This window comes from Aeromonas sp. Y289-2, from assembly GCF_027705925.1.
Classification (GTDB): Bacteria; Pseudomonadota; Gammaproteobacteria; order Enterobacterales; family Aeromonadaceae; genus Aeromonas; species Aeromonas veronii.
Map to the genome: position 1 here is coordinate 154,884 of NZ_JAPDCH010000009.1, position 23,393 is coordinate 178,276.

General features: G+C 56.9%; 20 protein-coding genes. 15 read left to right on the top strand and 5 right to left on the bottom strand.

The genetic code is table 11. The annotated features are described in order from the left end of the window. Window positions 1-17 precede the first annotated feature (17 nt). The 12 genes from OKC43_RS14665 (at window position 18) to OKC43_RS14720 (ending at window position 13,307) form a co-directional block, all read left to right on the top strand. Entirely contained in the window at window positions 18-710 is a 693-nt protein-coding gene (locus OKC43_RS14665) for a YagK/YfjJ domain-containing protein (protein WP_234832694.1), read from the top strand. 2 nt (window positions 711-712) lie between these two features. Continuing rightward, window positions 713-1,207 carry a hypothetical protein gene (locus OKC43_RS14670; RefSeq protein WP_123174008.1) on the top strand — a complete coding sequence of 165 codons (495 nt, stop codon included), beginning with the start codon at window positions 713-715 and terminating at the stop codon, window positions 1,205-1,207. Between the two features lie 280 nt (window positions 1,208-1,487). Further along, entirely contained in the window at window positions 1,488-2,426 is a 939-nt protein-coding gene (locus OKC43_RS14675; RefSeq protein ID WP_123174009.1) for a restriction endonuclease, read from the top strand. A gap of 5 nt (window positions 2,427-2,431) precedes the next feature. Further along, window positions 2,432-5,836, top strand: coding sequence for a DEAD/DEAH box helicase family protein (locus tag OKC43_RS14680; RefSeq protein WP_236271991.1), 3,405 nt, complete (start codon window positions 2,432-2,434; stop codon window positions 5,834-5,836). A 160-nt stretch (window positions 5,837-5,996) separates the two neighbouring features. Continuing rightward, window positions 5,997-7,637, top strand: a complete 1,641-nt coding sequence (locus tag OKC43_RS14685; protein WP_123174011.1) for a type I restriction-modification system subunit M — start codon at window positions 5,997-5,999, stop codon at window positions 7,635-7,637. After that, the gene (locus OKC43_RS14690) at window positions 7,634-8,725 is read left to right on the top strand and encodes a restriction endonuclease subunit S (RefSeq protein ID WP_123174012.1); all 1,092 of its coding nucleotides are present in this window, start codon (window positions 7,634-7,636) and stop codon (window positions 8,723-8,725) included. Before OKC43_RS14685 ends, OKC43_RS14690 begins: the two co-directional genes overlap by 4 nt. A gap of 18 nt (window positions 8,726-8,743) precedes the next feature. Next, entirely contained in the window at window positions 8,744-10,216 is a 1,473-nt protein-coding gene (locus OKC43_RS14695) for an AAA family ATPase (RefSeq protein ID WP_193860883.1), read from the top strand. Then, a complete protein-coding gene (locus OKC43_RS14700; RefSeq protein ID WP_270659585.1) occupies window positions 10,216-11,103 on the top strand; it encodes a hypothetical protein in 888 nt (295 codons plus the stop codon). The genes OKC43_RS14695 and OKC43_RS14700 overlap by 1 nt, the downstream gene beginning before the upstream one ends. Before the next feature lie 199 nt (window positions 11,104-11,302). Further along, entirely contained in the window at window positions 11,303-11,734 is a 432-nt protein-coding gene (locus OKC43_RS14705) for a hypothetical protein (protein ID WP_123174015.1), read from the top strand. A 10-nt stretch (window positions 11,735-11,744) separates the two neighbouring features. Then, window positions 11,745-12,272: a type II toxin-antitoxin system MqsA family antitoxin gene (locus tag OKC43_RS14710; RefSeq protein WP_123174016.1), complete on the top strand. Its 528-nt coding sequence runs from the start codon at window positions 11,745-11,747 to the stop codon at window positions 12,270-12,272. Further along, window positions 12,265-12,726 carry a preprotein translocase subunit SecB gene (locus OKC43_RS14715; protein WP_123174017.1) on the top strand — a complete coding sequence of 154 codons (462 nt, stop codon included), beginning with the start codon at window positions 12,265-12,267 and terminating at the stop codon, window positions 12,724-12,726. The genes OKC43_RS14710 and OKC43_RS14715 overlap by 8 nt, the downstream gene beginning before the upstream one ends. 314 nt (window positions 12,727-13,040) lie before the next feature. Continuing rightward, window positions 13,041-13,307, top strand: coding sequence for a hypothetical protein (locus tag OKC43_RS14720; protein WP_123174018.1), 267 nt, complete (start codon window positions 13,041-13,043; stop codon window positions 13,305-13,307). A gap of 439 nt (window positions 13,308-13,746) precedes the next feature. Here OKC43_RS14720 and OKC43_RS14725 read toward each other — a convergent pair whose 3' ends face one another. After that, complete coding sequence (locus OKC43_RS14725) at window positions 13,747-14,652, bottom strand: LysR substrate-binding domain-containing protein (protein WP_005342034.1); 906 nt, start codon at window positions 14,650-14,652, stop codon at window positions 13,747-13,749. A gap of 119 nt (window positions 14,653-14,771) precedes the next feature. Between OKC43_RS14725 and OKC43_RS14730 the strand changes: the two genes are divergently transcribed. Then, window positions 14,772-15,899 (top strand): S-(hydroxymethyl)glutathione dehydrogenase/class III alcohol dehydrogenase, encoded by a 1,128-nt coding sequence (locus OKC43_RS14730; protein WP_219265003.1) that lies wholly within the window; start codon window positions 14,772-14,774, stop codon window positions 15,897-15,899. A 48-nt stretch (window positions 15,900-15,947) separates the two neighbouring features. Then, window positions 15,948-16,784, top strand: a complete 837-nt coding sequence (gene fghA / locus OKC43_RS14735; protein ID WP_236271988.1) for an S-formylglutathione hydrolase — start codon at window positions 15,948-15,950, stop codon at window positions 16,782-16,784. A 50-nt stretch (window positions 16,785-16,834) separates the two neighbouring features. On the opposite strand, the gene OKC43_RS14740 is transcribed toward fghA, so the two are convergent. Then, complete coding sequence (locus OKC43_RS14740; protein ID WP_236271987.1) at window positions 16,835-17,557, bottom strand: head GIN domain-containing protein; 723 nt, start codon at window positions 17,555-17,557, stop codon at window positions 16,835-16,837. 363 nt (window positions 17,558-17,920) lie between these two features. Here OKC43_RS14740 and ovoA point away from each other — a divergent pair, with 363 nt between their 5' ends. Continuing rightward, window positions 17,921-20,071: a 5-histidylcysteine sulfoxide synthase gene (gene ovoA, locus OKC43_RS14745; protein WP_236271986.1), complete on the top strand. Its 2,151-nt coding sequence runs from the start codon at window positions 17,921-17,923 to the stop codon at window positions 20,069-20,071. A gap of 78 nt (window positions 20,072-20,149) precedes the next feature. Here the strand turns inward: ovoA and OKC43_RS14750 are convergent, their stop codons facing one another. The 3 genes from OKC43_RS14750 to OKC43_RS14760 all read right to left on the bottom strand — a co-directional run bounded on the left by OKC43_RS14750 (window position 20,150) and on the right by OKC43_RS14760 (window position 23,344). Next, window positions 20,150-21,100 (bottom strand): bile acid:sodium symporter family protein, encoded by a 951-nt coding sequence (locus tag OKC43_RS14750; RefSeq protein ID WP_236271985.1) that lies wholly within the window; start codon window positions 21,098-21,100, stop codon window positions 20,150-20,152. 293 nt (window positions 21,101-21,393) lie between these two features. Further along, window positions 21,394-22,839, bottom strand: coding sequence for an amino acid permease (locus OKC43_RS14755; protein ID WP_236271984.1), 1,446 nt, complete (start codon window positions 22,837-22,839; stop codon window positions 21,394-21,396). Window positions 22,840-23,005: 166 nt separating this feature from the next. Then, on the bottom strand, window positions 23,006-23,344 hold the full coding sequence (locus tag OKC43_RS14760) for a tRNA-binding protein (RefSeq protein ID WP_005342042.1): 339 nt from the start codon (window positions 23,342-23,344) through the stop codon (window positions 23,006-23,008). Window positions 23,345-23,393 lie beyond the last annotated feature (49 nt).

Below are 23,393 nucleotides of genomic sequence, written 5' to 3' on the forward strand. Positions count from 1 at the left end.
TCTTAGTGTGACAACCTGTGACATTTATTACGTTTTTTTCCCTGACGTTGGCAGAAACCAACATGCCCCAACGCCTTGACCTGACTGGGCTGCCAGCAACGGGACAATCCCTACAAGAACAGGATATTAATAATATGGCTTTTATTGAGAATAATTCTCGAGAATATCTTAAGCCTAATTTTGAGTACGGTGGTCATTACTGGCCGGTGATCTGCAGATACCAGATCCGTAAAGACATCATGCACGGCATATTCAAGTTACTCGGCCAGTTCTATGAGAAATCTAGCAAACTAATCGCGATCAGGTTGGAGCTAAAAATGAAACAATGGAGCCCGGATAACAAGCTCGTCAGCCTTTTTTTCAAACAGCTAAAGCGCAAGTTATGCAAGCATTACGGCCGCTGTTACCACGGGTATATCTGGGTGAGAGAACAGAACCATGCCACTGCCCAACACTACCACACCGCATTGCTGGTGGACGGGCACAAAGTCAGACACTCCAACACCATCAAGCAGCTCGCTGAGTGTATTTGGCAACACGGCTATTTGAGTCTCCCCAAATGCCCCTTTTACAGGGTTCATCGCAGTCAAATCCCGCGATTCCAAGCGTTGATCTACCGCTTGAGCTATTTGGCCAAAGCTGAAACAAAAGGAGACCGGCCACCAGCTGTCAAGGATTACCAAATCAGCCGTAGTATCAGGAAGCAGTAACTATGCATAAGCGAATTTATGCCCCAAGGATTCCATCTGAAATCCCTTTATTGAGCCAAATGGGTTTCTATCAGCGCAAGCGATTTTGGCGTTATCACCAAGAGAATCTGGCAAGGTTAGTGCTTCATAAGGGGATTAGTATCAAGGAGTATGCCGAGATGCACGGCCTTGAGTTGCGACTGGCTTATACAAAGTTCAGGAGCGTGGGTGTAGCCGCGCTTAGACAAAAATTTTGGGCTCGACATCGCAAGCAATTTAACCAAGAGCTGGCCGCTAACGGGATGACGGTTGAAGCCTATATCGAGCGGCATAAGCTACATCAAAAGAATGCGCGGCAGCAGTTAACGCGCAAGCCAATGAGTGCAATCTGGGAGATGCATTGTCGTCGTTATGCACACCAATCAACATTCAGGAAACTCACCATCGCCCAGTACGCAAAAGAGAATGATTTGAACCCCTCCACGACTCGACACTACATCCATAAAGGTGATTGTTAACCAAAATAAAAAATCCCAGAGAGCATGTAAAAAATCACAACCAACAAAAATACATATAAATATCAATAGGTAAGGTCTGTGCTACGTGATCACTTATGGTATGAGGTGATCATCAATCACGCACAGACCCCCATCTGGTGGCTGGTGGATATAGATCGTCCACCAGCCATCTCATAGTGCTTTGCAATGATCCCCCGCACACTCCAGATGCCATCCACTGGCCCCAAGCAGGTCGCTGTGACAAGATAAACCCCCTGTTTTTTCTCGCTCCGGTCGCCCGATGAAAGAAACCCTGCCCAGCTATGAAGCCATGATGCCTGCCGTGCTCAAGGTATTGGCCGATGGTGTCGCCCGCCCTCTACGTGAGGTATTCGAGCGGGTTTGCCAGCACTATGCCTTTACTCCTGAGCAGTTGGCCGACACCTTGCCCAGTGGCCGCCAAACCACGCTGCGCAGCCGGGTTGGCTGGACCAAGACCTATCTGGTCAAAGCGGGTCTCATCGAGCAACCCAAGCGGGGCATTTGCCTTATCACCGAACGGGGTAAGGCGGCGCTGGTATCGGGGCAATCTATCGACAACCACTATCTGGCCCAATTCAACGAGTTCGTGGCGTTTACCCTAGCCTCCAGTGAGAGCGCAGGCAATACGCAACAAGCCATGGCGATCCCGACAGACACGCCAACACCAGAGCAGGCCAGCACCCCTCAAGAGCAGATTGAGCAGGCACTATCTGCCATCAATCGCTCCCTTGCCGATGACCTGCTTGCCGAGATCTTGGGCCTTTCCCCTCGTTTCTTTGAACAGCTGGTGGTCGATCTGATGGTGGCCATGGGCTATGGCGGCAGCCAGCAGGATGCGGCTCGCACCACTCGTTACAGCAGTGATGGCGGGATCGATGGCATCATTAAGGAAGACCGACTGGGGCTCGACTCCATCTACCTGCAGGCCAAGCGCTACACCGATAAAACCGTCGGACGTCCCGAGATCCAGTCCTTCGCGGGGGCGCTGGATCTGCACAAGGCCCGCAAAGGGGTCTTTATCACCACCGCCAGCTTTAGCCGTGAGGCGCAGGAGTATGTCGGACTGATTGAGAAGCGCATCGTGCTGATCGATGGTGCTCGTCTTGCCGCCCTGATGATTGAATACGGCGTCGGCGTCACCACACGCCAGACCCTCACCATCAAGACCCTGGATTCGGATTACTTTCTGGAAGATTGACTACCATGCCAAACAAGTCACTGAACTTCGAAATGCTGCGCCGCAAATGGCCCGAGATAGCCGATCTGGGGGCGATGGCGGAGAGATATGTCTACGACGACCCGGAGACCTCACTGGTAAAACTACGCAACATGGTCGAGTTGATCGTGCGTTGGATTTATCGGGAAGAGCGTTTGCCCCAAGGCTATCGACCCAACCTGTTCGATCTCATCAAGGACGATGTATTTGTCGACCTGATGCCAAAGCCCATTCACGGGAAACTCGATATCCTGCGCCAATACGGCAACAAAGCCGCTCACGGCGAGAAGTGCGAGCAGAAGCACTCGGTCTGGCTGCTCAAAGAGGGTTGGCTGATCGCCGCCTGGCTCTATATCCGCTACGACAACGGCAATCAGCAGGAATGTGGCAGTTTCACCCAGCCAGCGCAGCAACCCGTTGAACTGACAACAGATGCGTTGAAGAAAAAGGCACATGAGCTGGAGAAAGCCTGTGCCGCCCTCAAGGCGGCCGAAGAGCGTGAGATCGCTATTCTGCGTGACCTGCAGCAAGCCAAAGAGCAGGCCGACGAGCTCAAAGCTCGCCTAGAACAATCCCGTCTGAAGAACCAGCAAGCGGTCAGCCTGCTCGACATGAACGAGGCCGAGACTCGCCGCCGCCTTATCGATGCCCGCCTGCTCGATGCCAACTGGGATATCTCGAATGATGGCAGCGATACCGAACAAGTCAGTCAGGAAGAAGCCACCCTCAAGCAGCCCACCAAGACAGGTAAGGGGCGCGCTGACTATGTGTTGTGGGATGACAACCACCAGCCGCTGGCGGTGATTGAAGCGAAAAGCACTCAGGTCGATGCCGAAGCAGGACGCCAACAAGCCAAGCTCTATGCCGACTGGCTGGAGGAGAAATACGGTCAGCGCCCGGTCATCTTCTACACCAATGGCTACGACATCTTTATCTGGGATGATCATCCCGCTCATGGCTATCCACCACGCCGCCTGTTCGGCTTCTACAGCAAGGCGAGCCTGCAACACCTGATCCAGCAGCGCACCAGCAAAAAGGATCTGTTGCAAACCCCCATCGACACCAATATTGCCGGGGGCGGGACTCGCCTCTATCAGTTGGAATCCATTCGCCGCGTGGCGGAATCGTTCAGCAATAAAAAGCGCAGCGCCCTGATCGTGCAGGCCACCGGCACCGGCAAGACCCGCGTCTCCATCGCCCTGACCAAGTTGCTGCTTGATGCCCGCTGGGTGAAACGGGTGCTCTTTCTGTGCGACCGCAAGGAGCTGCGCAAACAGGCCCGCAACGCCTTCAACGAATTTATCAGCGACCCTCTCTGCGTAGTCGGTTCCAGTGACAAGGCGACCCAGCAGACCGCCCGCATCTTTATCGCCACCTATCCCGGCATGCTCAATATCATGGAGCAGTTCGATGTGGGCTATTTCGATCTCATCGTGGCCGATGAATCCCACCGCTCCATCTACAACGTCTACGGGGATCTGTTCAAATACTTCGACTGCCTGCAAGTGGGCCTGACCGCGACGCCAGTCGAGATGGTTAGCCGTTCCACCTGCCAGCTATTCGGTTGTGACTACAAGATGCCCACCGCCGAATACTCGCTGGAAAAGGCCATCGAAGATGATCATCTGGTGCCCTACGAGGTGGTGACTCACACCACCAAATTCCTGCGCGAGGGGATCAAACGCGACAATCTGACCGATGAGCAAGTAGCTCAACTGGAAGATGACGGCATCGACCCCAACGAGCTCGATTTCGATGCCCAGAGTATCGACAAGGCCATCTACAACAAGCCGACCAATGCCGCCATCATGCGCAACTTGATGGAGAATGGCATCAAGGACAAGGATGGCCAGTTGCCGGGCAAGACCATCATCTTCGCCCGCAACCACCAGCATGCCCTCTTGCTGCAAGCCGTGTTCGATGAGCAATACCCCCAGTTTGCGGGTAAGTTCTGCCAGGTGATCGACAACTACGACCCCCGTGCCGAGCAGTTGATCGACGACTTCAAGGGCGATGGCAAAAACCACGACCTTACCATCGCCATCTCGGTAGACATGCTCGATACCGGCATCGACGTGCCCGAAGTGGTCAATCTGGTCTTTGCCAAACCGCTGCGATCCAAGGTGAAGTTCTGGCAGATGATCGGGCGCGGCACCCGCCTGTGCAAAGATCTGTTCGGGCCGGGCAAGCACAAGGAGAAGTTCCGCATCTTCGATCACTGGGGCGTGTTCGACTACTTCGAGCAGGAGCCCGAAGAGGTGGAGCCTGCGGTCAGCAAATCCCTCGCTCAGCAACGCTTCGAGGCCTGGTTGCAACTAGGGTGCAGCGCCTTGAAGAAATTTGACCGGGATGCGCTCGACAAGGTGACCCTGCTACTGCGCTCCCAACTCGATGCGCTGGATGACAGATCCATCTCGGTACAAGAGCGCTGGAAAGAGAAGGCACGCTTGAGCGATCCCAAGGTGCTGCGGCAATTTTCACCGGCTACCCAGCAGGCGCTGCTCACCGAAATGGCCCCCTTGATGCAGTGGCTCGATGTACGCGGCCAAGGTGATGCTCTGCGCTTTGATATGGACATGATCGCCGCCCAGCAGGCGCTCTATGACAACCCGGAGCAGTTGATGCAGAGCTACCACAAGGTGGCGGAAAAGGTGGAACTGCTGCCGCCCCATTTGGCGCAGGTACAGCAACACGGCGAACTGATCAATCAGTTGCGCGAGCTGCTCTGGTGGCAGCAGGCTGATTTCGATCAGCTGGAACACGCTCGCATCACCCTGCGCGACATCATGCACTTGATGGAGAAAACCCCCACTCCTTCAAGCCCGCCGCTGGTCACCAACATCAAGGAAGACGAGGGGGAGTATCAGACCGGCCAGCGTAAGACCAATATCAAATCAGTGGATTTCAAACTCTACCGCAAGCAGGTACAGGGCGTGCTGGAACCCCTGTTTGACAGCAACCGGGTGCTGCAAAAGATCCGTCGTGGTCAGCCGGTTACCGACCAGGAACTGGACGAACTGCGCAAACTGGTGCTGGTGCAAAACCCCAACGTCGATATCAAGGTACTGACCGACTTCTATCCCGAAGCCAGTGCAGGGCTCGACAAGATCCTGCGTACCCTGGTGGGGATGGATGGAGAGGCGGTGGCCGCGCGTTTCACCGCCTTCGCCGCCGAACATCACCTCAGTGCGGTTCAGATGCGCTTCCTCGATCTGCTGAAAAACCATATCCGCACCTTTGGCACCATCGAGATGAAGCAACTGTTCGAGCAGCCATTCACCTCGGTCAACAGTCAGGGGGTGACCGGGGTTTTCCCCGATATGGCACAAGTCATGGCCCTCAAGGCCATCGTCGACGGGTTTGCCGTCGAAACCGGAAAGGCGGTGCCCTAAAAAGCGGAAGGAGCATCAATGCCCATCCCGCCAAAAATCGCGGTACAATCGCGGCCATTCCAATCTGGCACTGATGGCCCGCCCTGTGCGGGCCGCTTATTCTAGTCTGTTGGCCGCCCACTGACGCGCCAGCAGCCTCTCAATCTTGTATGGAACAATCATGATCACCGGCGAACTGAAAAGTAATATCGACAAGTTGTGGGAAGCCTTCTGGGTCGGCGGCATCACCAACCCGCTGACCGTGATCGAGCAGATCACCTTCCTGATGTACTCCCGCATGCTCGACATGCAGGAGAGCAAGGACGAGCAGCGGGAGGTGCTGGCGGGCATTCCTTTCAAACACCGCTTTGCCGAGTTCGAGCAGGACTATCGCTTCTCCCGCTACGCCAATCTGGGGGCGGACGAGATGCTGGAGACGGTGCGTGACGGCGTCTTCGATCACTTCCGCAGCCTCAACCACGAGGGCTCCATCCTCAGCCACTTTATGAAGAATGCCCGGCTGGAGATCGTCAAACCGAGCCTGCTGGTCAGCGCGGTGGAGATGATCAAATCCCTCCCCATCGATCAGGGCGATACCAAGGGCGATCTCTACGAATACCTGCTCTCCAAGCTCACCACCGCCGGGATCAACGGCCAGTTCCGTACCCCGCGCCACCTCATTCGCGCCATGGTCGAGATGATGGAACCCAACCCCGCCCGCCATGAACGCATCTGCGATCCTGCCTGCGGCACGGCGGGTTTCCTCTCCAACAGCTACGAATACATCGTCGAGCGCTACACCAGTGCCGACAACGTCCACAGCCAGCTGGTGGCCAACGAACGCGGCGAGCTGGAAGAACAACAAGTCTTCGCCGGCGATCTGCTCGCCGACTATCGCCACCACGTCGATACCGACATGTTCCACGGCTACGACTTCGACGCCACCATGCTGCGTATCGCTGCCATGAACCTCATCATGCACGGAGTCGAACAACCCGACATCCACTATCAGGACACCCTCAGCCAGGGCTTTCGCGATCACTTCCCGGACGCCAGCAACGAAGGCTTTCACCTGATCCTCGCCAACCCGCCCTTTACCGGCACCCTGGACGAGGAGGACATCGACCCCAAGCTGCTCGGCAAGGTCAAGACCAAGAAGACCGAGCTGCTGTTTATCGCCCGCATCCTGCAAATGCTCAAAATCGGCGGGCGCAGCGCCACCGTCGTGCCGCAGGGGGTACTGTTCGGCTCATCCAGGGCCCATGTGCAACTGCGCGAGCTGCTGGTGGAGCACAACCAGTTGGAGGCGGTGATCAACCTCCCCTCCGGCGTGTTCAAGCCCTACGCCGGGGTCGCCACCGCAATCCTCATCTTCACCAAGGGCGGCGCTACCAGCAATGTCTGGTTCTATGACCTGCAAAACGACGGCTACAGCCTCGATGACAAGCGGAGCCCAATAAGCCAGAACGATCTGCCCCATCTGGTCTCAAGCTGGCAGCACTACCGCAAGCAGGCTCATATGCCGGTCGGCAACTTTATCGGCCACCAGCTCAGCCGCCAGCTCGCCGAGCAGTTCCCCAATAACGAGCATCTGAAAGACGAGGGGGGCGTTGAGCGGGATTATCAGGATCGCACCCAGCAAGCCTTTATCGTGCCCAAGGCCGAGATAGCCGCCCAAAAATACGATCTCTCCATCAACCGCTATAAAGAGGTTGTCTATCAGGAGGAGAGCTATGAAAACCCCAAGGTCATTTTGGGGAAATTAAAGGCATTGGAAGCGGAAATTCTGGCCGATCTGGCAGAGCTGGAGAAAATGTTATGATGTTGCGAGCCTGCGATTTCGATAAGTCATGGCCAATCGTTTCTTTAGATAAAGCTGTAGATTTTCTTGATAACTTAAGGAAACCAATAAAAGCATCGGAGCGAACTGAAGGCGACTTCATTTATTACGGTGCAAATGGACCACAGGGAACCATTGATGATTACATCTTTGACGAGCCATTAATTTTGCTTGCTGAAGATGGAGGTCATTTTGGAAATCCGAATAGAGACATTGCTTATATCGCAAATGGGAAATATTGGGTTAACAACCATGCTCACGTTCTAAAGCCAAAAGATGGGGTTGATATTAACTTCCTGTATAGAGTATTACAACGATACGATGTAACCCCATATATAAAGGGTGCAACCAGAGCGAAATTAACCAAAGGGGACGCATCCAAGATACTTATTCCTGTTCCTTCACCTGAAGTGCAGAAACGCATTGCCGCGATTCTGGATAAGGCCGACGCCATCCGCCAGAAGCGCCAGCAAGCCATCGCCCTCGCCGATGATTTCCTGCGCAGCGTCTTCCTCGATATGTTCGGCGATCCCGTCACCAACCCGAAGGGGTGCAAATTACTTCCAATGACCGAGGTCTTCCACATTAAAACTGGAAAACTGAACTCCAACGCAGAAGTAAAAAGTGGCGTCTATCCTTTCTTTACCTGTGCAAAAGAAGTCTATCGCATTGACCATTATGCCTTTGACCAAGAAGCTCTATTGTTAGCTGGGAACAACGCGCAAGCAGATTACGATGTTAAACATTACATAGGTAAATTTAATGCCTATCAGCGCACATATGTATTGTCACTAAAGAACGAGAATTGGAGCTATCCATTCTTTAAGTTTGCATTGGAGTTTCAACTTAGCAATCTGAAAAACTCATCAAAAGGCAGTAATACGAAATACATCACTATGGAAATAATGAGCCGAACAATGCTTCCATCCCCCAGCCCTAGTGAACAGAGTGAATTTGCGACTTACTTTAAGCAACAAATGGATATGCGAAATATATTAGATAAATCCCAACAGGAATCCAACGCCTTATTCAATTCTTTAAGCCAAAAAGCCTTCTCCGGCCAGTTATAACAATAGTGGGAGCACAGGATGAAAATTAGCGCACTGACTATAGGCGGGTTTAAGGGCATAGCCCAAACAGCTCATATTCCCCTGGCACCGATCACCCTACTCTTTGGTGCCAACAGCACCGGTAAGAGTACCGTGCTGCAAGCCTTGCTCTATCTCTATGAGGTGATCGTTGAGCGCAATTTTGATCCCCAGTACAGCTCCATTACCGGTGAGCAACTCTGGCTTGGCGGATTTCACAACCTGGTGCATGGCAAAGATCTCAACAACACCATTACCTTGGGCGCTACGTTGGACTTTCGGGATGCTACCGCAGATATCTGGCACGATTTCCTGACCACCCCAGAAGATTGGCTGCTTGAAACCAACTTACACTACGGGCCGGATGCAACCGCGGACATCATCTCATTTGAGCTGGATATCAGCTGGGATGACTTCAAACACAGAGCATTCGTCAGCCGCTTCGAGTGCTCAAGCCAAGGGCAAACTTACCTACGGTTTGAGGTGCAAGCGGGCAAACCCGATGTGGCCATTACTCACTATGCTCCACTTCCCCATTGGTACATCGATGAGGCCTTTGAGTTAGGAAATGTTTTTGCTTCCGGCCAGTGGGAAACCGTATATATCCGAGGCCAAGATGCCCTCCCTCCCGTTACCAGACGAATTGACTTGTCTGGAGCCCAAGTCACATGGGAGGAAATTTATCCTGATCATCCGTTGGCAGCTCGTCTGTTTGTCGAAGCAGCACTATCGCAAGCCGCACTGGCACCACTTCGACTCCTGGGCCAAAAGCTGCTCAACTTGCTCCATATAGGCCCATTGAGAATTGTGCCTGGAAGAGGAACTGTGCTTGAAAGCAGGCCCAAGAGTAGCCGCTGGTACGATGGCACGGCAGGCTGGGATCACTTTGCTTTTGGTTCTGATGGGTATCGCAAGCAGGTTAATCAGTGCTTCAACCATGTGGATTTGCTCAATTCCAGTTATCACTTCAAAGCCAGCTTTCAAGGAGAGGCTCCGCTACAACAGCGTCAGGTGCAATTAACCGAAGCTAATGCCAATACACCGCTGCGCCCTTGTGATGTCGGTGTCGGAGTATCTCAAGTATTCCCCTTTATTGCCGCCACCAGTCTGGAACAATCTGGCGTGATGGTCTCTTGCGAACAACCCGAGCTGCATATCCACCCCAGATGGCAGCTCAGCCTCGCCGATATGATGCTGAACGCCTGCCGCAAGGATCCAGAACGGATGTTTTTGGTAGAAACCCATAGCGAGCACCTGATGTTAAGGCTGCTTAAGCGACGCCGCCAATCCGCAGAGGGTGACATCACTGATAATCACAGCTGTTATTGCCGCAAAGAAGATATCCAGATTATTTTCTGCGAGCAGGAGAACGGAAAAACGCGCCTGCTGCCGATCAAGACAACTGACGAAGGGGAATTTGATGCCCCTTGGCCAAATGGTTTCTTTGCTGAACGCCGGGGGGAGCTGTTCTAATGCTGCATCTCGAATTTGCTATCTCCCCGAACCAAATCCGAAATATGGCCGACCTCAACCTGTTAGAGGCCCGTTTGGGATTTGATAAAGGAGCGGTTCTCTCGCGCTTCCCTGAAAACTGGCTTAAAGAGGTATCAGACCACCTTGCCACTGCGTTAAATGCCCAGCAGATAGATAAAGCAACAGAGAAACTCCTCAGGATCAAAGAGTCACGCTTGGTTAGCTTTAACCGTGAATACGCGGGAGCCCCATGGCGTGAAGCTGCAGTGGACAGCCATCAAGCCCAACCTTTCCACCGTGTTGTTGACGGAACGACAGATAATCGCCCGTACTACATCGCTAACTGGCAAGACCTTGATGATGACGATTTTGATTTCAATACTCAGTTTAATCGTGACGCGACATCACTTGCTGGAGCGGCCAAGGCCTTATTACTGAATGCCGAAAAGGTAACTATCTATGACAACTACATTTGCCCAACACGCCCTGGCTGTCGAAAAACTCTGCTAGAAATAATGCGTTTTTGCCTGAAGCCTGTTGAGCTCCATGTATTTTCCGAGGAAGAGAGAAAGCCAGGTAGAACACAACGAGAGCAAGCATTGGCGCACTTCCAAAGAGATTTACCTGCAAATGTCTCTCTATTCTGGTACTGGTTGGACGATGCTGGAGACGGTCTTTTGCATCAACGCGGCTTATTCACGGGCAAGGGGGGGGTTATCTATGATAGAGGCTTCGAGGAGCCTCGAGATCTAGACCAACGAAGAACACCAACCACGATCACCCCGATGCCTCGCGTTCTGCTAGAAGACCGCTCTCGCCTATTTAATCCTGCGCAACTTGGTACTGGGCTATCTCTTGTTGGGTCAGCATGGCAATCACATCCATAACTCGTGCAGCCACAACAACCGTCAGATATACGGAGTAAACAACCATGACTTGTTTCAGCATCGAAGACCTGGCTGACCTCAGTGCTCTGAGCGAGTCAGAACAAGTCGAGTTTAAGTGGGGGTCAGGCCGGTATTTTGTGCCTATACCGTCAGCTACAATGGACTCCATTCAGTAAAACAAGTGGAAAAACTTACCATAATGGTAAACAATGTGATAAATGTTAGTGCCTATACGGGGCAACCACCGGATCAAGCCGGAGATGAACGAATCTACATCGACAATGGCCCGCTCTACCCTGTAGACGACGTGCGGCAGTTACTTGATGCGGGGGATGACAAGACCACTCTCTGGACACGCAAGTGCATTCAGGATGTTACCGGATTGGGTTATGAGATTGCCGATGTGCGCCAGTTGCTCCAGCAAGCCATTACCGAAGGCCATTACCTGAATTCGGAGTGGTGCGTACAGCGGCCAACTGGCCCATGGGCAGCCTGTGACGGCTACCGGCTACAGCGCAACGAGTGGGTCGACACGGCGCGCAAAGAGATGCGTTTTGAATATTATGTGAAGTTTGCGATTGGTAAGACGGGGCAAATCTTGCTGCTGGTCTCCTGCCATATGTCGCAATAAGGGATCCAAGATGACGATTCAAACTTGTCCGATTTGTGGGGCTGGGCTGTTACACCCCCACAGTGAATTAATGGCCGTTGAGCATTTGGGCCAGCACGGCACCATCGAAAGCCACTATGCCGTATGTGATGCTTGTGGCAGTGCGCAAGCGGGGGCCACCGAGGCACGCTTAAACAAACGCGCCATGATCGCATTTAAAAAACGGGTGCAAGGTCTACTGACCGGCAACGAAGTGCGCGAACTGCGCAAGCGCTGGGGGTTGAGCCAGGAGGATGCCGCCAAAGCTTTTGGTGGCGGCCCGGTCGCCTTCTCCAAGTACGAAGCGGACGACGTGATGCAATCCGATGCGATGGATAAGTTATTACGGCTGGCTGCCGACGTCCCCGCCGCGCTGGATAAGCTGCTGGCCGATGCCAAAGTCCTACGCCAGGCCGAACACTGGGAAAATGTCGTTGTGGTAAGCTTCGCCCAGTATCGCCAGGCAAAAGCTGCTTTGGTGCAACGCCATGAGATCTCGAACGAGGTAAGTTATGGCTAAAGTCAGCAAGTCTCTACAGCAGGCCATTGAGAGCCTGCACATCGCCGATGTCTATCTCAAGGCAACCCGAGCCCAAAGTCAGGATGAATTCGATCCGAAGTTTTTTGATGCACAGACCGAACTGCAGGTGCAACAGATGCACGTCGTGCGCCGTAGCGAAGTGATTCAGATCGAGGGTGATGGCCAGCTACTGCGGGTCTATATCCGTCTCGGGGCACGTTGGATCATGCCACGCGAAGGCGATGAACCAGAGGTCAAAGCCTTTGTTGAGGGTGATTATATTGCCGAATACCAGATGGTCGTCCCCCTGGAACAGGCCGCTATCGATGAATTTGCCCTGAAAAACGCCAGCTACCATGTCTGGCCGTACTGGCGTGAATTTCTAAGCTCTCAGTGCGAGCGCCTGCGCCTACCCCGAGTCGTCCTGCCCACCACACAATTTTCTCGGCAATAGGGATCTGCGGCGAGTTCAAGCAAAAGAGTTATACCCTGCCGGGTGTCTCGCACCCTACACCGGATGAGGTTTTCTCTTTTGCCTCAACATCCCAAGAGATGGGTAATGGTAGCTCCACACATAACGAAGAGAGCTCCACATATAGCGGCCAGAGCTCCACACATAGCGAAGGGAGCTCCACATATAACGACCCAAGCTCCACACATAGCGATGAAGGATCCACAGAAAACGCAACTAGAGATCTGCACGGGCGGCTAATCTCAGAGCATTTTGACGCCCCCTATATCGATGATGTGGCTCACCTGACTGAAACTATGCGCCAGCATCTCTTCCAGCTGGCTTGCGAACCGCGCCAGAAGAAGCGCCTAGACCGCAGCACCATGGAGGCCGCACTGATCCAAGTTTGTCAGGGGCATTTCGTCTCCATCTCTGCACTTGCCAGCATCGTCGAGAGAGATGCCCAGTCCATCCGGCAGCAGTATCTGAAATCGTTAGTGGACTCAGGCAAGCTCAGGCTGGCGTTCCCACAATATAAAACGCACTCGAAACAAGGCTACATCGCAGTTGCTGTTGGTCATTGATAGCACCACTCTCAAATCCCAAGGGAGAGCTGTGCCCCTAGGTGTATGGTCCCGAAATGAGGTGGTGCAATCGCAGCTATTTCCAGAGTGGTAGTCACAGCCGAACCTTGAACTCGATCGATTGGATGGACGACGGCTTTGCCTGTCAGTCCTGTGCAGAAAAAAACTCGGTGTGGAATCCCCCGGTTTAGTCAGATGGTACGTGGCAAATGTGGTATCACAAACGGTATCACATTGGGATTTAAGGTCTTAATAAATAGCCATAAGCCATTGAATTTCATTAACTTAAAATGTTTATACAACATTCAGATCCAGAACATCGAGTGATGAGTCGCTGACTATCCGGTTGTTGCCTGCAAAAGAGCCCTTGATTCCTCAAGGGCTCTTTTATTTTCAGGCCATGGGATTTCCACCAGTGAGCCAACGAGCGAGAGAAGCCCTAGCCTATCGGCATCACCAGCGCCGGTTGGTGCGGGTCGCTCAGCCGCTCGGCGAGGTAGTCCACCAGCAATCGAACCTTGGGGGAGAGGTGGCGGTTATGGGGATAGAGAGCCCAGATCCCCTCCGCTGGGGCCCGTAGTTCGGGCAGCAGCTCGATCAGCTCCCCTCGGGCCAGATGATCGCTCACGTAGTAGTCCGGCAACTGGATGATGCCGATCCCCTTGAGCGCCGCATCCAGCAGGGCATGGCCGCTGTTGCACTGCAACAGGCCGCGCACCCGCACGCTGTGGGGGCGACCATCCAGGGTAAAGTGCCACTCGTCACTGTTGCCCACCAGACAGGTGTGGCGGGTCAGCTCGGAGAGGCTATTGGGTATGCCGTGGCGGGCGGTGTAGGCCGGTGAGGCGCAGACATAGGGCACCCGCTGCGCCAGCTTGCGCGCCACCAGCGTCGAATCCTTGAGATGGCCTAGCCGCAGCGCCAGATCGTAGCCTTCATGCACCAGATCCAGCAGCTGGTTGGTGAGGTTGAGGGTCACCTCCAGCTGGGGGAAACGCACCATGAAGTCGTTCACCAGCGGGGCGATGCGGCTCTCGCCGTAGGAGACGGGGGCAGTAATGCGCAGGGTGCCCTGCGGCACCGCCTGATGGCGCCCCACCGCCAGCTCCGCCTCATAGAGGTTGTCCAGCAGCTGACGGCAGTGGCGATAGTAGATCTCGCCAAGCTCGGTGAGCCGTACCTGACGGGTGGTACGCAGCAGCAACTTGGCCTGCAGCCGATCTTCCAGCTGTGCCACCTGACGGCTGACCTGCGCCACCGACACTCCCAGCTTGCGTGCCGCCGGGGTAAAGCCCCCCTGCTCCGCCACGCTGACAAATTCACAGATCCCTTCCCAGCCGAACATTATTACCTGTGTGTAAAAGTGATTTGAGATTTGCCCTCATTATCACCAAATCGGCGGGAAACTACACTGGATGTCCGAACCCATTCTCCTCACCCTGCTCAACAATAAGGACATCCGTCATGGCACAGGTTCAAAGCATCAAGTGTAAGGCCGCCATCGCCTGGGGCCCGGGCCAGCCCCTCTCCATCGAAGAGGTCGAGGTCATGCCGCCGCAAGCGGGCGAAGTACGGGTGCGCATCGTCGCCACCGGCGTCTGCCACACCGATGCCTTCACCCTCTCCGGTGAAGATCCGGAAGGGGTCTTCCCCTGCATCCTCGGCCACGAGGGGGGCGGCATCGTCGAATCGGTCGGCGAAGGGGTCACCAGCGTCAAGGTGGGGGATCACGTGATCCCGCTCTACACCCCCGAATGCGGCGAGTGCAAATTCTGCAAATCCGGCAAGACCAACCTCTGCCAGAAGATCCGCGCCACCCAAGGCAAGGGGCTGATGCCGGACGGCACCACCCGCTTCTCGAAAGATGGCCAGCCCATCTATCACTACATGGGCACCTCCACCTTCAGCGAATACACGGTGCTGCCGGAGATCTCCATCGCCAAGGTGGACCCGGCCGCCCCGCTGGAAGAGGTCTGCCTGCTCGGCTGCGGCGTCACCACCGGCATCGGCGCCGTGATGAACACCGCCAAGGTGAAGGAAGGTGAGAGCGTCGCCATCTTCGGGCTGGGTGGCATCGGCCTCTCGGCGGTGATCGGGGCTCGCCTGGCCAAGGCCGGCCGCATCATCGCCATCGACATCAACGAGAGCAAGTTCGAACTGGCCCGCAAGCTGGGCGCCACTGACTGCATCAACCCGAATGACTATGACAAGCCCATCCAGGAGGTAATCGTCGAGCTCACCGACGGCGGCGTCGACTTCTCGTTCGAGTGCATCGGCAACGTCAAGGTGATGCGCGCGGCGCTCGAGTGCTGCCACAAGGGCTGGGGCGAGTCGGTCATCATTGGCGTGGCCGGCGCCGGCCAGGAGATCAGCACCCGTCCGTTCCAGCTGGTCACCGGCCGGGTCTGGCGCGGCAGCGCCTTCGGCGGCGTGCGCGGTCGTAGCGAGCTGCCGAGCTACGTGCAGCGCTATATGCAGGGCGAGTTCAAGCTGGACGACTTCATCACCCACACCATGGGGCTTGAGCAGATCAACGAGGCATTCGATCTGATGCACCAAGGCAAGAGCATCCGCACCGTCATCCACTACTGAGCATGATCACCCCGCCCGCCATCGTGGGCGGGGTGCAGGAGTCCTTCGATGAATCTGGAGATTATCAGCAGCAACAAGAGCTTCGGCGGCTGGCACAAGCGCTATCGCCACCACGCCAGCGTGCTCGGCTGCGAGATGAATTTTGCCATCTATCTGCCGCCTCAGGCCCTCACCGGCCAGAAGGTGCCCGTACTCTACTGGCTCAGCGGCCTCACCTGCACCGATGAGAACTTCATGCAGAAGGCGGGTGCCCAGCGTATCGCCGCCGAGCTCGGCATCGCCTTGGTGGCGCCGGACACCAGCCCCCGCGGTGACGGCGTAGCGGACGATCCCGGTTATGACCTCGGCATGGGCGCGGGCTTTTACGTCAATGCCAGCCAGAGCCCCTGGCAGGCGCACTACCAGATGTATGACTACGTCACCCGCGAACTGCCTGACTTGATAGAGACCCACTTCCCGGTCTCGACCCGCCGCGCCATCAGTGGCCACTCCATGGGCGGTCACGGTGCGCTGATCGCCGCGTTGCGGGAGCCCGGTCGCTACCGCTCGGTCTCGGCGTTCAGCCCGATCTGCCACCCGAGCCGCTGCCCCTGGGGCCAGAAGGCGCTCGGCGCCTATCTCGGCAGCAATCCCTTGTTGTGGCAGGAGTGGGATGCCTGCCAGCTGCTGCGCCACCAGCCGGTCACACCGCTGCCAACCTTGGTGGATGTGGGGCTGGATGATCCCTTCCTCGCCGAGCAGCTGCATATCGATGCGCTGGCCGAAGTGGCCGCCAGCAAGGGGTGGCCGCTCGAGCTCAACCGCTACGAGGGCTATGACCACAGCTACTTCTTCGTGGCGAGCTTTATCGAGGCGCACCTGCGCTTTCACGCCCGCCACCTCTGATCAAAACAGGCCCGTGACGGGCCTGTTTCAGTTGTGGTGATCGGTTGATATCAGCTGCCCGCTCGGGTCACGCCGCCGGAGCCTGCGATCTGCTGCTCCACCTTGGGATCGCCCCAGTAGGCGATGTTGCCTGAGCCGGCGATGCCGACTTTCAGCGTCTCCTGCGCCCGTACAGCCACATCACCGCTGCCGGCGATATTGACCTCTACCTCCTTGCCGCGCATCTCGCTCCCGAGCACGTCGCCAGCACCGGCAATGTTCAGCTCGATGGCCTGCGCCGAACCGCTGCCCAGCTCCAGACTGCCGGTGCCAGCGATATTCCCTTCCAGCCGTTTCAGCTCCAGCTGACTGGCGACGATGTCACCGGTACCGGCCACCGACAGCACCAGCTCATCCCCCTTGAAGCCGCTCAGATCGCCGTTGCCGGTCCCGGCCAATGCCAGTTCGTTCAGCACAGGCAAGGTGATGGTCAGCTCCAGCGGCTCGGTAGGATCGAGCCGGTAACCCTCCTTCACCTCGATCTCCAGCTTGTCGCCGCTCTCGGTCAGCTCCAGATAGGGCAGCAGGTTCTCCTGCCCCTTGATCAGGATGCCGCGCGGCTCCCCCGCTACCAGATGGAGGGTGGCAGGCACACCCGCCAGCACCCGGGTCACCCCGTCACCGAGCCCCTGCTGGCGCTCGACCACAGCCCCCGTTCCGGTCACTCTGGTCTGATCCAGCCAGTGACAACCACTGAGCCCTGCCATCAACATGACAACCATCATCCATTTCATCGCTACTCTCCTCCTTATGTGTTGGCCATCCAGGGCCAATTGGTTTTCATGCTTTGCAAAGCGTGAGCCAAAAATTAACTTAATGATTCAAAAGGAAATAACCATTAAACCCAGAACAAACCGAAGAATTAAGAGAACCATTTAGACCATATTTTGGTAAAAATAACCATTCTCGAACGGATATGATTGTGGCTGATTGGCGGGTCACCCTGCCGGTCACTATGCTGACAGCCCGTGGAAGTTTTTAATTGCCCTGCCGGTCTGTTGAGCCAATAGTGGTACTTCGTGCGTACCAAGCTCTCCATTGCGGTAATGTCATTACCACTGTCTTGTCAGTCTTCACCGCCAACAAGGAGTCAGAGCGTGACCCAAGCAAGCCCTCTCTATGCCACCGCCACCGGTCTGCCGGAACCGACTCGCACCCCGTTCCTGACCGGCAGCGATCCCGAGCAGAAACGGCGCGAACTGCTCACCTACTTCTGCCAGACCTTCGATCTCTACGATTCGCTGTTCGACTGTCTGGCCGATGAGCGCGCCTGGTTCAACAAGGCGATCCCGCTGCGCCACCCGCTCATCTTCTACTACGGCCACACCGCCGCCTTCTTTATCAACAAGCTGCTGGCGGCGCGCCTGATCGACCAGCGGCTGGATGCCCGCATCGAGGCCATGGTTGCCATCGGGGTGGACGAGATGAGCTGGGACGATCTGGACGAGACCCACTACGACTGGCCCAAAGTTAGCGAGCTGCGCAGCTATCGGGCTAAAGTCCGTTCGCTGGTGTGCGATTTCATCCGGCAGATGCCGCTCACTCTGCCCATCGACTGGCAGAGCCCAGCCTGGGTGATCCTGATGGGGATAGAGCACGAGCGCATCCACCTCGAGACCTCCAGCGTGCTGATCCGCCAGTTGCCGCTCGCCTGGGTGCGGCCGCAGCCTTATTGGCCCGCCAGCCCCGAAGCCCGCCACCGCATTGATCAGGTACCCGCCAACAGTCTGCTGCCGGTGGCCGGCGGCAAGGTGCGCCTTGGCAAGCAGGACGCCACCTACGGCTGGGACAACGAATATGGCGAGCGCCAGATCGAGCTGGCCCCGTTTCAGGCCAGCCGCATGCTGGTGAGCAATGCCGAGTACCTCGCCTTCGTCCAGGCGGGCGGCTACGGCCAGCAACAGTGGTGGGATGAGGAAGGCTGGGGTTGGTGTCAGTACGCCAAGGCGCAGATGCCCACCTTCTGGGTCGGTGACCCCACCGAACCCGGGCAATTGCAGCTGCGGCTGATGACCGAGCAGGTCGCCATGCCCTGGGACTGGCCGGTGGAGGTCAACCAGCTGGAAGCGGCTGCCTTCTGCCGCTGGAAGGCGGCCAGGACCGGACTCCCCATCCAGCTGCCGAGCGAGGCAGAGTGGCAACTGCTGCGCGAGCAGCTACCCGGCGATCAGCCGGACTGGACACAGGCCCCCGGCAATATCAATCTGGCCCGTTTCGCCTCCTCCTGCCCGGTGGATACCTGCCCACAAGGGGAGTTCTTCGATCTGGTGGGCAATGTCTGGCAGTGGACCAGCACCGCCATCGATGGCTTCGACGGCTTTAAAATCCACCCGCTCTACGACGACTTCTCTACCCCCACCTTTGATGGCAAGCACACCCTGATCAAGGGCGGCAGCTGGATCAGCACAGGTAACGAAGCGCTCAAATCATCCCGTTACGCCTTCCGGCGTCACTTTTTCCAGCATGCGGGTTTCCGCTATCTGGTCTCCTGTTATCAGGAACCCGTTATCGTGAATCCCTATGAAACCGACACGCTGGTCGCTCAGTACCTCGACTTCCAGTACGGCCCGAGCCACTTCGGGGTAGCCAACTACGCCAAGACGCTTGCTGATCTTGCTGGCGAGCTGTGCAGCAACCACCAGCGGGCACTGGATATCGGCTGCGCCACCGGCCGTGCCAGCTTCGAACTGGCCCGCCACTTCCAGCATGTGGACGGGGTGGACTACTCGGCCCGCTTCATCGATGTGGCGCTGGCCCTCGCCACTCAGGACAGTTTCCGCTACGCCATTCCGCTGGAGGGTGAACTGGTAGAGTATTGCGAGGCGCGCCTGTCGAGCCATGGGCTGGGGGCGAGTCAGGCTGAGCGCATCCACTTCAGTCAGGGGGATGCCTGCAACCTCAAGCCCAAATATGACCACTACGATCTGGTGCTCGCCTCCAACCTGATCGACCGGCTGCGGGAGCCCGCTCGCTTCCTGCGGGATATCGCACCCCGACTGCGCAGCGGTGGCCTGCTGGTGCTCACCAGCCCCTACACCTGGCTGGCGGAATATACCCCGCCCGCCAACTGGCTCGGCGGCATTCGCGAAAACGGCGAGGCGCTCACCACCTATCAGGCGCTGCAACGGCTGCTGGCAGCCGAATTCGAGGAGCACTGCCCGCCCCAGGATGTGCCCTTCGTCATCCGCGAGACCGCCCGCAAATACCAGCACACGGTGGCGCAGCTGACCGTCTGGCGCAAACGCTAATCCGCCGTCGGCATGCAGATGAGAAGAGGGAGGCCAACGAGCCTCCCTCTTGTTATGGCAATAAAAACGTCGCGAGTATCAATGCCCCTGCTCGTGATAGCGGCGCGCCAGCACGGCGCAGACCATCAGCTGGATCTGGTGGAAGATCATCAGCGGCAGCACCATCACCCCGACGCTGGCGGCCGGGAACATGACGTTGGCCATCGGCACCCCGTTGGCCAGACTCTTTTTCGAGCCGCAGAAAACGATGGTGATCTCGTCCGCCTTGTCGAAGCCGAGGCGGCGGCTGATCCAGACGTTCCAGCAGAGCACCAGCGCCAGCAAGACGCAGCTCAGCAGAACGATACTGGCCAGATCGTACCAACTTACTTGACGCCAAATCCCCTGCACCACCGCCTCGCTGAAGGCGACATAGACCACCAGCAGGATGGAGCTCTGATCCAGCTTGCCGATGAGCGGGCGATGGCTATCGACCCAGCGACCAATAAGCGGACGCGACAGGTGGCCGACCACGAACGGCAGCATCAGCTGCACCATGATGGCCTGGATGGAGTGCCAGGTGTCGATCCCCTCCCCCTGTACGTGGATCATCATCCCCACCAGCACCGGCGAGAGGAAGATGCCGAGGATGCTGGAGGCCGAGGCGCTGCACACCGCCGCCGACACATTGCCCCCCGCCATCGAGGTAAAGGCGATGGCCGACTGCACGGTGGCAGGCAGGGCGCAGAGATAGAGGAAGCCGAGGTAGATGGCCGGGCTCAGCCAGCCCGGTACCAGCGGGGTGAGCAGCAGCCCGAGCAGCGGAAACAGCACGAAAGTGCTGAGCATCACCACCAGATGAAGCCGCCAGTGACCGAGGCCCGCCAGCAGGTTCTGGCGCGACAACTTGGCGCCATGCATGAAGAACAAGAGCGCCACCGCCAGCTTGGTCAGCAGACCGAACCAGACGGCCACCTGCCCCTCGCAGGGAAAGAGGAAGGCCAGGGTGACCACCGCAATCAGCACAACAGTAAAGGGATCCAGACGCACGAAAGGTCTCCATCAGAAGGGCATCCTGCTGCCGTGACGGCAGTCAGGATTGGGGAGGACAAGAAACAGAGCGGGAGATGTCTGGCACCTCCCGCTAAAACGAACCTCCAGCTTACCCCGATAACGGAGAGGCGCAACGTTGTGCAGCGGTTAATTGTTCATCAATGCTTAACGCCTTTGCTTTGTCGAATAGCGGAAGTTGCTGACCCGCGGCCAGATAGCGCCAAACCGGCGCTAAATGGATAAAAAAACGGGCGACCAAGGCCGCCCGTCCCGCTTTTTCGCTCAGCCGATCAGCGCTGGCTGGCCAGCTTGCCGCTGCCGCTTTTCTTCTCATTACCGGCGAGCTTGCGGGCCTGTCGCTTCTCGAAGCGGGAGATCCACCAGTAGGCCAGTGCCGAGAAGACCGCGGTCATAAAGACGTTGATGAAGAAGGCGCGCACCAGATCCACCCCGGCCGGGAATGCGGAGGCGCTCATGCTCACCACGAAGATGGCAATCAGCACCGACACCACGCCCATCCCGAACTTGCGCGACCCCATGCGGAAGTCACGGGGGGTGTCGTCATGTTTCCAGCGGAACACGAAGTAGGCCACCATGATGAAGATCGGCGGCAGCATGGCAGTCCCTGCAGTGAGGTTGATGGCGGTGTTCATCATCTGCTGCACCGACTCGGAGCCGAAGCCGTTGACCACCAGCATCGCGAACACGAAAACAAACTGCCACCAGGCGGCGCGCACCGGCACGCCGTGCTCGTTGAGCTGGGTGGTCTTCTCGCCGTAAACCCCCTGCGGGATCTCGGAGAAGTGGATCTTCACCGGCGCCGAGGTCCACATCATCATGGAGCCGAACATGGCGATAAACAGCACCACGCCGACGAAGCGGCCCACCAGCGCCTCGGAGAGCCCGAAATACTGGGCCATGCCGGTGAAGATCTCCACCATGCCGCCGGCATAGGTGAGGCTCTCGCGCGGCACGAACACGTTCACCAGCAGGGAACCGACCGCATACATGGCACCGATGACGATACCGGCACTGATGATCACCTTGATAAAGGACTTCTGGCCGCCCTTCACATCGTTGAGGTAGGCAGCTGCCGTTTCGGCACCGCCCGCCGCCTGGAAGATCCAGCACATGATGCCGAGGGTCGCCCAGTTGACGGTGGGAGTCATCGCCTCCAGCGTGATGGGCTGGGCCGGCACATGATCGCCACTCAGAGCCATCAGGGCACCCAGCACATAGATGGCGAACAGGGCAAACACCCCATAGGCCACGATCTCCGCAATCTTGCCGAGCCAGCTCGCCCCCTTGGTGGAGATGTGGGTCGCCGCCGCAAACAGCACGATGGAGATGATCGAGGTGACCATGGGCGAGAAGCTGTACTCATAGCCCAGCATGGCGTAGGAGGCGTAGGCGATGACGTTGGGCAGCAGGGAGACAAACCAGAACAGGTTCACGAACCAGTAGAGAAACGAGCCCAGATAGGCCATCCGGGTGCCGAGCGGTTTTTTAAGCCAGTCGTACATCCCCGACTCGGAGTTTTTGTTGGCCGAGACGAACTCGGCGATGATGAAGACGAACGGGATGAAGTAGACGATGGTCGCCAGCAGGAAGATCGGGGCGGAGCTGAGCCCCAGCTCGATGTTGTTGTTGACGATGTTGCGCACGTTGAACACGGCGGCAAAGGTCATCGACAACAGGGCAAACTTGCCTATGGTGCCGCGTACGGATTCAGACATGGTGTCCTCCAGTGGACTCGCGTTCCCTGCGGGGAGCGCTGTGACTCTGTGATGTGTTCGGCAAGGGTCTGTTGGCCCCGCGCTTTACTCTCTTGTTATGATCGGGCCGCGTGGACAGCCTCGTTGCTGAACCGGTGCCGTCTCCCGCACCGGCTCGCAATACCATTCAGACGATCGGGGTGCCCGGCGCCATCGGCACCCGCGGTTGCAACAGTACGCTCTGGCTCTCGTCCGGGGTCTCGGCGCAGAGCAACATGCACTCGGATCGCTCGCCGCGCATCTTGGTGGGCTTGAGGTTGGTCAGTACCACCACCTCGCTGCCCATCAGCTCCTCTTCGCTGTAGTAAGGCACCAGACTGGTGACGGTCTGCAGCGGCCGCTCGCCCCCCACGTCGATCTGGACGATGTAGAGTTTGTCGGCCCCGGGGTGACGCACCACCTCCAGCACCTTGCCCACCTTCATCTCGACCCGTTTGAATTCGGCAAACTCGATCGTCTCGCTCATTCTCTTTTCCTTTTCTGGTTCAACGGTTTGCGGGTGGCCAACGGCCACC